Source organism: Bacteroidia bacterium (assembly GCA_041391665.1).
Lineage (GTDB): Bacteria > Bacteroidota > Bacteroidia > J057 > J057 > JAGQVA01.
The window spans coordinates 1,354,107-1,369,334 of sequence record JAWKNO010000003.1 but is presented as its reverse complement, the minus strand read 5'-3'; the positions used below and the strand labels follow the sequence as shown (position 1 = coordinate 1,369,334).

Genomic DNA, 15,228 nt, shown 5'->3' with positions numbered 1-15,228 from the left:
TTAGTTTTGGTAAGTCTCCAACAATTTCTGGAATCGCTCTTGTTCTTTATAGACCTTATAAGCAGGGTCTTTAGAAAGTTCGATGATAGGGTAATTGTTTTTGAGTGCCAGTTCTATATTCTGATAGAAGAGATCATCTTTGTGTTGACGGGCATAAATTTTGGCCAGAAAACCGTAGCGAAGGCCATCGTTGGGTTTTAATTCCAGTGAACGCTGGATATCGGGAATGGCCTTGTCGTAGTTTTCCTGCAAAGCGTAGAGAAATCCGCGGTTGTAAAATGCATCAGCCTGATAGGGATCAAAGCGAATAGCTTTGGAGTAATCGTCCAGCGCGCGGGGATAATCCCCGGCTTTTCGTGCGAGATTGCCGCGATTGGTATGGGCATCCGCATTGGTCGGGTCAAGCTTAATCGCTTCGTTAAAGTCGAGAATGGCCTTATCGTAGGATTCGAGAATGAAGTAGATTTCCCCGCGTTTGTTATAAGCATTGGAGTAAGCAGGCGCCATTTCAATCGCACGGTTGTACTCATCGAGGGCTTTCTGATACCCTTCCTGGCCACGTGCCTGATACATCATGCCCTGGCTCAATGCAACTTCTGGATCTTTGGGGGCAATTCTTGCAGCCATTTCAAAGTCTGTTTCCGCCTGGCGAGATTTCCCCATTTGAATATAGAGCAACCCCCGGTTGATATATCCACTGACTGAGTCTGGATATGCGCGAATCACCTTGCCAAAATCAATCAGCGCGTCATTGTAGTTTTTCAGTCTTGCATATACAATTCCCCGATTAAGGAAAACATGCGCGTCGTTTGGAGGACTGAGCTGAATAGCCTGATTGTAGTCGGCCAGTGCATGTTCATAGTCGCGAAACCGGAAATAATATTCAGCCCGCAGATAAAAGGCATCTGCGCGGGTAGGGTCAAGTTCTATTGCCCGGGTATACAGTTCAAGCGCATTGCTAAGATCTTTCTCCTGGGTGTAAATTTCTGCGCGCCGCAGATAAGCATTGACTTCATTGGTACCGTAACGGATAGCTTTGTCGAGGTCAGTTTTTGCAAGAATCAGCCGGTTGCCCTTCAGGTGATCCAACGCCCGGTGGTAGTAGGCATTCGCAAAATCGGGGTTGATGAAAATCGCTTTGTCAAAATCACGGGCAGCTTTGCGGCTATCACCCAAATCTGCATAGATAATTCCCCGGTTCATATAGGCTTCGGAGCTGTTGGGATCAATATTAATTGCTTCCGTGACATCAGCCAGGGCCTGGTCAAAGTTTTTCAACTGAAGATATAACAAGGCACGGTGAGCGTAGGCGTCCGGATTTCGCGGGTTAAGCGTAATAGCCTGGTTGAAATCAGCCATTGCCTCTTCAGATTTATTTAAGGCCATATAGATTTCGGCTCGCTGGAGATATGCTTCCGGGTAAGAAGGTTTTTGTTCAAGGACAAAATTCATATCCTTCAGCGCATTGGCATAGTCTCTGGTCTTGAAATAGGTAACTGAGCGATCAAAACTTGCAGGAATAAAATTCTCCTGAATCTGAATAGCCCGGGAAAAGTCTGCAATTGCTTCACTGTATTTTTGGAGTGTCAGCAGCACTTTCCCGCGTTTATAATAAGCATTGGCGGATTTTTGCTGTTCGAGTAATCGGGTAAATGCAGCAATCGCTTTGTCGTACTCTTTTTTGCTGACGTGTACATCTCCCCTGAAAAGATTCGCTTCAATATAATCAGGATTGATCTCCAGGGCATGGTCAACGTCTGCCAGTGCTTCCTTTTCTTTCCCCATTTTTTGAAGGAGGATCCCCCGACCGTAAAAAGCTTCAGCGTAATCAGGCGTAATTTCAATGGCTTTATCATAATCGCGCATGGCGTCATTGTATCGCTCCATACGCGTATATACGCTTGCCCGGCTGGCATAAACCGGCGAAAAATCGGGGTTCATCGCCAATACCGCGTCAAAATCTTCCAGTGCTTTCTGGTAATTTTTCATGTCGGAGAAAAGAATTCCCCTGCTGATCAGCGCTTTCATATTATTGGGTTCTTCCAACAGCACCTGAGTATAGTCTTCCATCGCTTTTTCATAGCTACCCAATTGCTGCAAAATACCGGCACGCTCATAATGCGCTTTGGTATCGCCCGGATTCATTGAAATCAGGGCATCGTAATGAGAAACAGCTTTTTCCAGCTGACCACTGCGGCTGTAACATTGGGTGAGCATAAGCGAAACCGCAGACTGTGCATCACTGTCGCGGGGGGTCATCCGGCTAAAACCGGCAATTGCGGCCGGATAATTTTCCGAATTCATATTGCGGATGCTCAGTGCCCAGAGAATGATATTTTCTACATTTGCAATAAACTTCCCATCTGCTTTTTCGGCATCTTCGAGCCGGATTTTCCCTTGCGAATTTTCACTGCCCAGGAAGATATTTTCTCCGTACTTATTGGCACTGTAGTACTTCATCCCCATCATAATTTCCCCGCTGACACTGTCTACCCCGTAATTTCCCCAAATGATCAAGTCAGCATTGCAGGAACCTGCGATAGATTTGCTCATCGCCGGGATTTCCTGACAATTGGATACATACAGGTATCGGGCAGAAACTTTGACATTTTCTTTAGCCAAAGACTCAATCCGACTCATTATTGCGTCTTTTACGGCCACCTGATCGCTGCCGCAATCGGGATAGCTATGAAATGGAAGTACTAATACATGATAATAATCATCTCCATCAGGAAAAGGGCAACCGACATTCTGATCTGATTTCCCAAATGGTAATCCCAGCTTTTGAGGTATAGAAGGGAAAATAAAGGACAGAATGACCAGCAATACGACCAGCCCACCGATTCCGCCGCCTACACGAAACAGGTTCTTTTTCAACCGGGAAGGCTCTTCAATCTGCTCACGGTTTTTTTCAGCCTGGCGTTGTTTAATTGGCTGCTTCTGTGGCGGTCGCTGGCGATTGGTTCTATTTCCACTTTCCGGACGCCGGGTAGCAGGTTTTCCTATTTGCCGTGGTTCGCGATTTTTTTCTTCAGGAATTTCTACCTGGTTTTTGTCCTCAACCGGCTCCTTTACAGGTTCTTCGGCGATCGGTTTCTCGACGACTGGCTTTTCTTCAACTACAGGTTCATCTATTACCGGCTTTTCTACTGCCACAGGTTCCTCCACAACCGGTTCTTCTATTACCGGTTCTTCGATCACCGGCTCATCTTCTACGAGTGGCTCATCTACTACCACTGGCTCATCTACTACCGGCTCATCTACTACCCGATCTTCCTCTATGATTGGTGTTTGTACTATTTCTGGCTCATTCTCTCCTGTAGGTTTTATTGGAGGTTCTTCTACGACTACTGTTTCAACCACTACGGGCTTTTCCTCCACCAATGGTTGTACAACCGGTTCCGGTTCTACTACTGGCAGGGGATCTTTAACCACCGGCTGTTTTGTTACGGTTACAGGTTCCGGCTCAATACGTGCGGTAGGAATCTGTTTTTTATTTTCAAGCAGGGGCGATTTTTTCTGGCTGTTTTGCTCACTGAGCGGAATCAGCAGGGGGTTTCGCAGCCGCCATTTAAGATCTCTGGATTTATTTTTTAGGGAAATGAGGCCATTGGTGATATCCGGTTTTCCTCCGCCGGGCCATAAGAGCTGTCCGGAATCGAGAAAAGCTTCCAGAATATTTAGCGGGCTATAGGCTTCAGCTGCGACCAGGTCAAACGCCTGACCTACATTTTTACCCTGAAGGAGATAAAAATAGAAAGCCTGAGCCATCAGGCCCAGATCCGGTTGGTTTTTGAGTGCGATCACGACCGGGAGCCCCTGCCGGAGCAAAGCCTGAACAAAATTTTCTGAAGCGGGACCGTGCAGGAATACAAGCTGAAGGTTGGGGAAAGTGCCCAAAATACCAGCCAGGTCTTCTTCTGAATACTGGCCGACTCCCGAACGGGAGCGAAAATAGAAGTTGCCATCAAGGATGGCTTCTCCAATTAAATGGACAACGGCAACCTGTGCCTTGGCCGATTTTTGGGAGAAAATATCCTCCACGTATGTCTGGGATCCCGGGACATCCAGTAAAATCCCGCATCCATCCTGTTGGATGTAGGCGTGCAGAGTCTTCAGAATGTCTTCACAATCTTTCAGCGACTCCTTCGACTGATCCCCTTCTTTTTGATTAGACGGACAGGCAAGGAAAATGAAGGGTTTGTTTGAAGCAGCTGGCATAGATACTTATGCGGAAAATCAATACCTCAACAAAGGTACATAAAATTTACAAATGGTTCAGAACCATTACCTAAGCTGTAAATAAGAACGTTAGTTTGGGTAATTATTCTATTTTTGCTACGAATTTAAACTTTATCAATCCCGAAATCCAGACAAATTCTGTCTTTATTGAAAACCAGGCAAACGTCAATTATGCCTGCAAAGACGCGCTCTTTGAATAACAATGGGGAGGGGGCGCGCTGGTTAGCTAAAATAATTTCACCCCTTTGGCGGTAGGCTTTCGGCCAGAAAAACCCCGATCGTTGATCGAACCCCGAAGGGCACGCCATTGCGCGTAAATCAGCAATTAAGACATTTACCTAACCAACATGACTACACAAAACCAATACCCGTGGTTTTCGTACATATTTAATGTTTAAACATTGATAATCAAATTATGGCAATCAAAATTATCCCCAAACCCCTTCAGGCCAAAGGCCAGTTCAACGGCGGTGCGATTCTTGAAAACAAACCTATCGGTTTTCCCCGTGAAGGCGGGGTCGGAATGCCTTATTCAAACCTCTTTTACTGGGCGCATGCCTGGTCTGATCAGGGTAGTACCATTGGTGAACACCCCCACCAGGGATTTGAGATTATGTCTTTTGTTCTTAAAGGAGATATCGAACACTATGACAGCAAATATCAACGCTGGCTGCCACTCAAGGCGGGTGACGTACAGATTATCCGCGCCGGAAGCGGCATTTCCCATGCAGAAAAAATGAATGCTGGTTCGCATATTTTCCAGATTTGGCTGGATCCCAACCTCCGGAATACCATCAGTCAGCCTGCTTCCTATGACGACTATCGAAGCGAAGATTTCCCGGTTACGACAACAGCCGGTACAACAACTACATGGTACGCAGGAAAACAGGGGCCCATGCGAATTGAAACCCCCGGCGTGGAAATAAGAAAAATATCCTTCGAGCCAGGTACCTACACCCTGCCAGCTCTTCAGGATAAAATATATTCTTTTTATCTTATTGAAGGACAAGGCGCGCTTTCAGGCGAAACCATGAATCAGGATGATTTTGCCATTATCAGCGATTCGGATACAATAAATTTTGAGGCAAATACGTCAACGGAAGTGTTTGTCATATCCTCACCAGCGGTACTGGAATATTCCAGTTACGCAAAATTGAGGGGGATAAGGCAATGATCTTGCAAAGGGACTTCAAACACTCCAAAACATTTACTAATTTCATCCCGGAGGTTTTCCCCCGCAATCATTTTAGCCTAAATTATTTATGTCCACCGAAACACAAGATAAACCCAAAGTAATTGTTCCTGAATGGGTTCAGGAGATCAAAAGAAAGTACCTTTCTCAAAACGTCTCGCAGTTTATCGTACATGGAAATACCAATGACTACGTCAGGGTAAATCGCGATTCGCAGGATAAGTATTACCGCATCCGCGATTTTCTCAATGAAGAGATGTTTAAATATAAGGACGTAGTGATCTACTATGACCGCGCTGCCGGTATTCGCTTCAAAGATGACCGTACCTTTGGCGGAGATAGTGCGACGCGCAAAGAGTTTATTTCTACGCTACAATTGTTTGACGAACTGACGGACAACAATTTCAGCGAACTGACGCGAAACCCTGCCCGGTCGTTTTTTACGCTTGATACATACTTCAATCTCATGGTCAACCGCGATTTTATCGACTCGTGGTTCAAGGAGGTAGAAGCTAATCTTTCAAACCCTTCGGCTGCCATCAAATCAGTCAAAAGTGAAGGACAGCCCAAAGATGATGATCTCATCGATAAGTTTATGCGCATGACGCTGCCCGACTTCGATGAGGATGAAAAGAAAAATAAAAGTAATCTCAAGACCTTAAAAGAACGGCTGGACAAACTGAAGCAAAAACTGGCTAAACCCAAGTCCATAGCCTTCGTTATCGATTATGCAGAAACGTTGATTCCGATGACGGACAACTCCAGCTACCGTCCGGATGATCATATGCTGCTGGTCTTTATGCAGAAATGGGCAAAAGAGGAAAAGTTTCTTTCCGCAGACCTTACCATTCTTGTACTCACAGAAAATATCGCCGACATCAATGCGCAGTATGTCCGCAACCCGTTCACTCATGACGTTCAGATTCCTTATCCTGTAGAAGCCGACCGCCTGGCATTTATCGAGTACTTCTTCAATAAAGACAAAGGGAGCAAGGAATATTTCGAAATGAGCGCGCAGATTCTGGCAAAAAATACTGCGGGTCTGGGGTTGGTTCACCTCGATATCATCATGTCGGAAGCTGCACGCAACAAGTCGCCCTTCACCAATGAGATGCTCACCAAGCAGAAGAAGGAGATGATTGAGGCTGAGGCTGGCGGTTTGCTCGAATTTGTAGAAACCAAATTCTCCCTCAAAGATGTGGCAGGGCACGCGCAAGCCAAAAAACACCTCCTCGACGCTGCAAATGCATTAAAGAATGGCCGTCCCGACGTCATGCCCATGGGGTATCTCGTATCCGGCCCGGTAGGTACCGGTAAAACTTTTATGATTACCGTATTTGCCAATGATGTAGGGGTTCCTATGGTCATTCTTAAAAATTTCCGGGGAATGTATGTCGGGCAATCTGAAGGAAACCTGCAAAAGGTGCTTAAAATCCTCAAAGCCATGTCCCCGGTTGCCGTAATGATTGACGAGGCAGATGCTTATCTCGGCTCACGCAACGATGGGGGCGGCAGCGGGGTCAATAGCCGGATTTTCTCTATGCTCGCCAGTTTTATGAGTGATACAGAAAACCGTGGAAGAATAGTATGGTTTCTCGTTACTGCCCGCCCTGATCTTATGCCTGTGGACTTTAAGCGGCAGGGACGAGCAGAAGAGCATATCGCGCTCTTTTACCCTGACACAATGGAGGAGAAAAAAGAGTTGCTGGAAGTAATGCTCAAAAAAACCGGGCTGAAATACCTGGATATCAACGAGTTTGATGACGAATTTTTTGAGGATATTCCGATACGTTCAGGCGCCGACATGGAGGCCGCGCTTACCCGCGCCAAGTTTAAGGCTGCAAGTCTTGGTATTGAGAAAGTGGATATCGATATGATCGCCAAAGTTTTCAACGACTTTCTCCCGCCGACTTATCCGGAGGAAATCGAACTGATGACTTATTCGGCAGTCCTCGAATGTACTTCCAAGGAATTGCTGCCCGAAAAGTACCGGAAACTCACCCGACAGGAAGTACTCGATACGGTCGAAGACCTAAAGAGCAGAGTAAGATAAATAGCGGAGCGGAAAGAATTTCTTTCCGCTCCTTTTTTTTATCGCCCGTTTAGCTCCCTTTCAAATAGTTTGAGTATCCGCTTGTATTCATCGGTCCAGCTGGAAGCCTCCACAAAACCATGACTTTCCATAGGGTAAGCGGCGAGTTCCCAGTTTTCTTTGCCAAGTTCGATCAGACGCTGCGATAAACGCACCGCATCCTGAAAATGAACATTGGTATCGATCATACCGTGACAAATCAGCAAAGCACCCTTCAGCCCTTCAGCATGGTAGATGGGAGAACTGCGTACATAGGCGATGCTGTCATCCTGCGGCGAATTCAGAATACCGGCAGTGTATTGGTGATGATAATGAGACCAGTCTGTTACCGGACGAAGCGCAGCTCCGGCAGCAAAAACATCAGGCTCTGTAAACATGGCCATCAGGGTAATAAAACCACCGTAAGAACCACCGTAAATACCCATTCTTTTGGCGTCTACACCATATTTGTCAACAAGCAGTTTTGCTCCGTCGATCTGATCCGATAAGTCTTTGCCGCCCATGTGACGGTAAATGGCCGTTCGCCAGTCTCTGCCATAACCCGCGCTTGCGCGGTAATCGATATCAAGTACAGTATATCCCTTGTCAGCCAGCAGGTTGTGGAACATATATTCGCGAAAATAGCTGCTCCACCATTTGTGGGCATTCTGCAGATACCCGGCACCGTGAACAAAAATAACCGCAGCACCATTTTTTACCGAAGCTTTTGGCTGGTACAACCTTGCGTGAACGACAGCTCCATCACGTGCTTCAAAAGTGATGTATTCAGGTTCGCGCCATGGGTATGCCTTAAACTCTTCCGTCAGGGAAGAAGTAATTTGCCGCGCTTTAGCGCCGGGTTTGTTGGGCTGTAGAAACAATTCCCATGGCCGGTTTCCGGTTGAATGACGGATGGCCAGATATTTTTCGTCGGGAGAAAGGAAAACCTCGTTATTTCCCGCCATGGACGTCAGCTTTACGGCTTCCCCGCCTGCGACCGGCATTTTATAATAATGCCTTTCCCCCGGGTCAACGGCGCTACTGGTGAAATACCAGTATTTTTCATCGAGGGAAAGTTTCGGGTCAAATACTTCATAATTGCCTGCGGTCAGTTGTTTTTTTGCTCCGGTGCGCACATTTACCGAATACAAATGCGCATACCCGGTAACTTCAGACATAAACCAATAGGTCTGATTGTCGGCAAACCAGCCCGCACGTGATGGTGCCCCCATAAACCATGGGATTCCGGGCCCTCCAATCCATGCTTCGTCGTGCTGGTGGTCAACATTCACAAGTCTGCCAGTTTCGAGGTCAACACGCGCAACCCAGCGATCCTTAAAGTCGAGCGAACGCACTTCTGCAATAGCGACAGAAGCATCGGGGGACCAGTTGATACTTACGATCTGGGTTTCCTTGGGAGTTTTTGATGTTACGGGCTTGTCATATTCGGCCAGAAAAGCAGCAAGGTCATAGATGCCGGGTAAGCTATCAGTTGCCAGTGCTATAGCCGTGTCTTTTGTCAGGTCGTAAATAAAACTCTGATACGTAGTAAGCGGACTACCTACTTTGGGGTAGGCGCGAAGTTCTTCCGTATATCCGGATTCGCGGACATAGGCAGGAACCTGCGTATTTTCCACACCAGATGGCGCATTGGCGAGGCGAAAAGAGACATATCTCCCATCAGGAGAAATCTGCAGCCCCTGGAGGTTTTTTTTGCCGTAGTAGTAGGGTTCCGGGCGATCGGGGGAAAGCATTTCCCGTTGTTCGGTAGCTGCCTCATTCTGGCTTTTCCGCTGGCGGAGCACTTCCATCATAGAAAGCTCCTGTTTACTGATCCATTGTTGCTGAGGATCTTTTTTCTCGTCGGTATTTTTGGCGGAGCCTGAGCGAAAGTCAGTAAGCTGGGAAATGGCTCCAGAGCTGATATTCCAGGAAAACAGGTTATCGCTACTTTGAAAAAATAAGTGTTTGCCCGAAAGGTCAAATACAGGTCGGGACTCCCGGTCAACGGTATTGGTGATCTGCTGTATTTCGCCCGTAGCAACAGTGAGGAGAAAGATATCGCCGTTTTTTTCGTACACCATCTGGGTTCGGTCGGCATTCATACTGCCGTCGGGGTCTGGCATTTTACGGCGGGTAGCGAGATCAACTTTGCCGGGTTTGGGGTCAGAGACAGCGATTGCATAGAGTGAGTCTGAGGGTTCTTTTTCAGGATTCCAGTCAAAATAAACCATGCGGCTATCGGTGGACCATTGAATATTATCAGGCGAAGTGCCGATCCATTTGGGATCGCGCATGATAGATTCGACGGAGAGTACGGGCTGTGCAACGGCCTGGGAAAGTCCGGTTGCGAGGAAAAGGAAAACAAAAATTTCCAGAATCAGGTGTTTTTTTGCAAGGGTCATGGAGACTGTTTTTTTTAGATAAAAAATGCTTCCGGTGTAATAATAATGATAAGTTCGTAAATGATTGGGGAATTTACACAGAAGGTTATTTTATCGGGGTGAGTATTCGCTGGCTTTTCAAGTTACATCTTGGCTCCACCGGTGAAAGAAATTTTGTAACAACCCCATTGGAAATACCTGTGCATGGCGGATCTGATTGCCAATGGCAGCCAACCGCAACCCGTATGGTCAGGAGCGTACAGATCAGACTTTTTTAGACAGGGTACGATTTAAGGGAAAAGAAAACGCCCACTTGCATATCTTTACTTTGGGTTCATAGCGAATTAAATGACCTGATAATCAGTCATGTAATGTAAAATCGAAAATAAAACTAAAGATTTAGTTGTAATAACTAAGGATTTAGTTTAAAATTGTATGTAAATTTATTTAACACTAAAAAAACGCGTATGAAAACTTCACTTGTTTCACTGTTGTTTGCTTTTGTTTTAATGGCTTCCCTTTCTGCCCAGACCATGTTTAATGCAGAGCCTGTATTGGCACTTGAGTCTGTCGGTCGGGAAGCTGCAATCTCTTTTGATGAAACCGAATACGATATGGGGCAGGTTCTTCAGGGAAAACCCGTATCCCACACATTTACCTTCACCAACACCGGTAACGCCGACCTGAAAATCGAAAGCGTAAAACCCGGCTGCGGTTGTACCGTGGCTGAGTATACCAAAGAATCCATTGCGCCCGGAGAAACAGGTTTTATCACAGCTACCTACAATGCTGCCGGGATGGGGGTTTTCACCAAGACTATTTCTGTAAAAACCAATGCATCTGAAACCAGTATGATCCTTCGGTTTAAGGGGGAAGTGTACCAGTAGCAATTTTCTTAGATTGAAATTTAAGAAGTCTCGTTGTCAAACTTACCGTCAGATTTCTTTAGCTTAGCCTTATGATCGATTGGCTATCGTTTATATTGGGCATTGCCGCCGGGATACTTGCCGGCGGTTTTGCCGTATACGTCCTGCTCAATGGAAAAACCATGCGGCAAAAGGCCGAGAATATCCGTTTACAGGCTACCCTGGATGCAAAAGAAAATGTGGGCGGACAGTTTCGCGCAGAATTTGAAAATCTGGCGGGCAAGGTACTGGAAGCCAGCACGCAACGTCTTTCCCATGACAACCAGACCAGTCTCAACCATTTGCTTCAACCCCTGAAGGAAAAAATATCCGACTTTGAAAAAAAAGTAGAACATACCTATCAACAGGAGGCCCGTGAGCGCTTTAGTCTTCAAAAGGAGATCGAAAAACTCGCATTGCTCAATACCCAGATGGGCGCCGAAGCCCGCAATCTGACCAAAGCACTTCAGGGCGACAGCAAAGTACAGGGCAACTGGGGAGAACTTGTTTTGGCACGTGTCCTTGAGAGCAGCGGATTGCGCGAAGGGGAAGAGTTTATCGTACAGGGGAAAGACATTCAGCTTACTTCTGCCGATGGAAAAAGACTACAACCTGATGTCATTATCCAGTTGCCCGATGACAAACATATCATAATCGACGCCAAAGTATCTCTCACAGCCTGGGACCGGTTTGTCGGTGAAGAAGATACCGCCCGCAGAGCGCTGGCGCTGAAACAACACCTGGAGTCGGTCAACAATCATATTCACCAGCTCAGCAGCAAACACTATCCGGCCATAGAAGGACTGAAAGCGCCAGACTTTGTCCTTATGTTTATGCCGGTCGAACCGGCATTTGCACAGGCCATCCAAAACCGGCAGGATCTGTTTTCCTATGCCTGGGAAAAGAAAATCGTACTGGTCAGCCCGACCACTTTATTAGCCACCCTCAAGACCGTCGCTTCTATCTGGAAACTCGAACATCAAAACAAAAATGCCCAGGAAATTGCCCGGCAGGGAGGGGCATTGTACGATAAGTTTGTGGGCTTTGTGGAAGAGATGCAAAAACTGGGAAAAAGTATTGACAGAACCTCCCAAACCTATAGTGAAGCCATGAATAAGCTGGTTTCCGGCCACGGAAATCTGGCCACAAGGGCCGAAAAACTAAGGGAACTTGGCGCAAAAACCGCCAAAAAGTTATAACCTAACGGAGAATTTGCCTGATAAACAGCTACTTAATTTTTCCGCTTGTACAGGTAGCAAGTATTTGCAAAAGCCGAAATATTGGTGGTTCTTTGTGTAAGCAGACTACTGAAAGATTAACTTAGGATAAAGGATGAAAATGAGAGCAGCAATCACTGCGGTTGGCGGATATGTACCGGAAAGGGTGCTGACCAACGCCGAACTGGAAAAGATGGTTGATACCAATGACCAGTGGATCAGAGAGCGTACCGGAATAGAAGAACGGCGAATTCTGGATAAAGACAGAGCTACTTCTGATATGGCTGTAGAAGCCTTAAAGGATCTTTTCCGCAAAACTGACTGTAAGCCGGAAGAAATTGAACTGATTATTGTATCGACAATTTCCCCAGACTATGTATACCCTGCCACTTCCAACATCCTCAGCGAAAGGATTGGGGCGGTCAATTCCTGGGGATTTGATATGAATGCCGCCTGTTCGGGTTTTCTGTATGCCCTTCGTACCGGGTCTCAGTTTATCGAATCGGGTATGCACAAAAAAGTGCTCGTCGTAGGTGCTGACAAAATGAGTATGCGCGTGGATTATGAAGACCGCAATACCTGTATTTTGTTTGGCGACGGGGCCGGTGCTGTTTTACTGGAACCTTCTCAGGATGAAAATGGCATAATTGATTCAGCATTCAGGGTAGATGGTACGGGGGAACAGCATCTCCTTCAAAAAGCAGGAGGAAGCAAATATCCCACTACCGTGGAGAATGTGCTTAACAAGGAGCAATTTATCCGTCAGGATGGCAAGAATGTGTATAAAGCAGCGGTTCAGGGGATGGCAGACATCACCGAGGAGGTCATGAAGCGAAATAACCTCACGGGCGATGATGTAACGTTTCTCGTACCTCATCAGGCCAACAAACGAATCATTGACGCGACAGCCAAGCGTGCAGGTCTTCCTCCTGAAAAAGTAATGGTCAATATTCAGCGTTATGGCAATACGACCAATGCAACCATTCCGCTCTGTCTGTGGGATTGGGAAGATAAATTGAAAAAAGGAGATACCCTGATGCTGGCTGCCTTTGGCGGTGGGTTTGCATGGGGATCTATCTATCTGAAATGGGCATATTAATGCGTATTTCAGCCTATGCGGTTATTCGGAATCATATTAGCAGGTTTGCTGCTCACAGGCTGCGTCTTTGACGAAGACGTGCGGTTTATTCCGGAAACCCAGACAGGATTTATTCTCAATCGACAGGCCGCTACAAAGTCTGTGATAAAAATAACCGGGGATATAGCGGAAACGCATTGGCTCGCTTATCCGGGAATGGGCGAAATTTCAGATTTTTCAGGATCTGAAAAAACGATATGGTTTGCAGAAGCCATGGCTCACAAGATCTTTGAATATGACCCGGGAAGTCAGGGCGTTGTACAGTCATTAGAAACGCAATCACTGACCCCGCATTTTATATGCGCGGGAGAAAAAGTGATTCTTCTCAGTGATTCTGCGGCTGATCAAATCGGCTTTTTCCGGCTGAAAAACCAACAACTTACCATTGTCGGTACCGAATATAAGCCCGGGCAGGCAGTATACAGAAGCGGGAAGTTTTATGTTCAGGCAGGCGATAAGACGGTGGATATCTATGATGAACTGGCCTATGCCAGCATAGGAACAGCTATCTTTGACCATGCGATAAAATCAATTGAAGCAGATGCCCGAAGCAGAATATTTGTTCATACGACAGAAGGGAATAATGCCTGGCAGGGACTTATTGACTATAATTCGAATAGTATATCAAAACCAGAAGCAGCCGTAAATTACGAAAAAGTGCGTTACACCCCTTACGTAGAAAGGCCTCTGGGAAAAGAATATTTGCGGGATGTGCAAAAAATAAACGGAAAATTAAACACAGCAGTGACACAAGCATGCAGTGATTTTGAAGTCGATTTTTTTGAATCTATTATTTATTTTCTAAGACAGGATTCGCTGTATTCACTTAAAATTGCTGACAATTTGGTACGCCCCCTGGCACCCCTGGACGGCGAATTTCAGAAAGCCTGGTACTTCATTGAAGAGATTCCCTGAATTTTTCGCCAGAATTATTAAATTTGCGTCCTGATTTTGATAAAAGAACATTATAAATTCTATATGGCAAACATTTCAGACATTCGGAACGGGCTTACTTTCAGGTATAACAGCGATATTTACTCTGTCATTGAGTTTCAACATGTGAAAGTAGGGCGGGGAGCAGCTTTTGTCCGGGTAAAGATGAGAAGCCTTACAACAGGCAAAGTAATTGAGAACTCTTTCAACAACAGCGCAAGAATCGACGATATACGGGTAGAACGACTTCAGTTCCAGTTTCTGTACGCAGAAGGCGATTCTCTGGTATTTATGAATACGGATACCTATGAGCAGGTATATATTGGAAAAATGATGATCGGAAACCTGGATTTGCTGAAAGAAGGCGAACTCTGTGAAGTTCTTTTTAACGCTTCCGATGATACTCCTCTTACCGTAGAGCTTGCGCCCAGCGTAATCAGAGAAGTTACCTACACAGAGCCCGGCCTGAAAGGCGATACCGCAACGAATACATTGAAACCTGCCACAGTAGAAGGTGGTGCAGAAATTCGCGTGCCGCTTTTTATTAACATCGGCGACAAAGTGAAAATTGATACAGCTACAAAGGCTTACGTAGAGCGTGTAAAATCCTGAATAAACTAACCCTGTTCAACTCACTCCTATGGATTTTAAAGAAATACAGGACCTGCTAAAACTGGTCAACAAAACCGACCTCACAGAGGTCGAGATTGAAAGAGAAGATTTCCGGATTCTTATCCGTCGCGAACCTGCTGAAAGAAATGTTGTGTACACAACTGCTCAGCCTATGGTGACTTCGGGTATGCCGTCTTCGGTTCAGACTCCCCTGTCTGCTGAGTATCACGAAACCAGCAATGACAATTCCGTACAGGAAAAAAAGCCGGCAGTTCCCGCCAGCAATCTTTTTGAGTTTAAGTCGCCCATGATTGGCACATTCTACCGGTCTTCTTCTCCTGATTCTGATCCCTTCGTGAAAGTAGGCGATTATATCGAAAAAGGACAGGTCGTCTGTATCATTGAGGCAATGAAGCTTTTCAATGAGATAGAATCTGAAGTGGAAGGGAAAGTGGTGAAAATCCTGAATGAAGATGCACAGCCGGTTGAATATGACCAGGTTCTGTTTCTGATAGATGTAAATGGTTAACGGTC

The 15,228-nt window shown here is 46.1% G+C and carries 10 protein-coding genes; 8 read left to right on the top strand and 2 right to left on the bottom strand.

What is annotated here, in order from left to right; genetic code table 11:
• The gene (locus R3D00_28310) at window positions 1-4,221 is read right to left on the bottom strand and encodes a tetratricopeptide repeat protein (GenBank protein MEZ4777113.1); all 4,221 of its coding nucleotides are present in this window, start codon (window positions 4,219-4,221) and stop codon (window positions 1-3) included.
• 436 nt (window positions 4,222-4,657) lie between these two features.
• Between R3D00_28310 and R3D00_28305 the strand changes: the two genes are divergently transcribed.
• Window positions 4,658-5,416, top strand: a complete 759-nt coding sequence (locus R3D00_28305) for a pirin family protein (GenBank protein ID MEZ4777112.1) — start codon at window positions 4,658-4,660, stop codon at window positions 5,414-5,416.
• 88 nt (window positions 5,417-5,504) lie between these two features.
• Window positions 5,505-7,487, top strand: coding sequence for an AAA family ATPase (locus R3D00_28300; GenBank protein MEZ4777111.1), 1,983 nt, complete (start codon window positions 5,505-5,507; stop codon window positions 7,485-7,487).
• 38 nt (window positions 7,488-7,525) lie between these two features.
• On the opposite strand, the gene R3D00_28295 is transcribed toward R3D00_28300, so the two are convergent.
• Entirely contained in the window at window positions 7,526-9,910 is a 2,385-nt protein-coding gene (locus tag R3D00_28295) for a S9 family peptidase (protein MEZ4777110.1), read from the bottom strand.
• A 446-nt stretch (window positions 9,911-10,356) separates the two neighbouring features.
• Between R3D00_28295 and R3D00_28290 the strand changes: the two genes are divergently transcribed.
• The 6 genes from R3D00_28290 to accB all read left to right on the top strand — a co-directional run bounded on the left by R3D00_28290 (window position 10,357) and on the right by accB (window position 15,223).
• Complete coding sequence (locus tag R3D00_28290) at window positions 10,357-10,776, top strand: DUF1573 domain-containing protein (GenBank protein ID MEZ4777109.1); 420 nt, start codon at window positions 10,357-10,359, stop codon at window positions 10,774-10,776.
• 71 nt (window positions 10,777-10,847) lie between these two features.
• The gene (locus R3D00_28285) at window positions 10,848-11,993 is read left to right on the top strand and encodes a DNA recombination protein RmuC (protein MEZ4777108.1); all 1,146 of its coding nucleotides are present in this window, start codon (window positions 10,848-10,850) and stop codon (window positions 11,991-11,993) included.
• Between the two features lie 133 nt (window positions 11,994-12,126).
• The gene (locus R3D00_28280) at window positions 12,127-13,110 is read left to right on the top strand and encodes a beta-ketoacyl-ACP synthase III (GenBank protein ID MEZ4777107.1); all 984 of its coding nucleotides are present in this window, start codon (window positions 12,127-12,129) and stop codon (window positions 13,108-13,110) included.
• 15 nt (window positions 13,111-13,125) lie between these two features.
• Window positions 13,126-14,064 (top strand): hypothetical protein, encoded by a 939-nt coding sequence (locus R3D00_28275; protein ID MEZ4777106.1) that lies wholly within the window; start codon window positions 13,126-13,128, stop codon window positions 14,062-14,064.
• A 63-nt stretch (window positions 14,065-14,127) separates the two neighbouring features.
• On the top strand, window positions 14,128-14,694 hold the full coding sequence (gene efp, locus R3D00_28270) for an elongation factor P (protein ID MEZ4777105.1): 567 nt from the start codon (window positions 14,128-14,130) through the stop codon (window positions 14,692-14,694).
• A gap of 28 nt (window positions 14,695-14,722) precedes the next feature.
• Complete coding sequence (gene accB, locus R3D00_28265) at window positions 14,723-15,223, top strand: acetyl-CoA carboxylase biotin carboxyl carrier protein (GenBank protein MEZ4777104.1); 501 nt, start codon at window positions 14,723-14,725, stop codon at window positions 15,221-15,223.
• The last annotated feature ends 5 nt before the right edge of the window (window positions 15,224-15,228 follow it).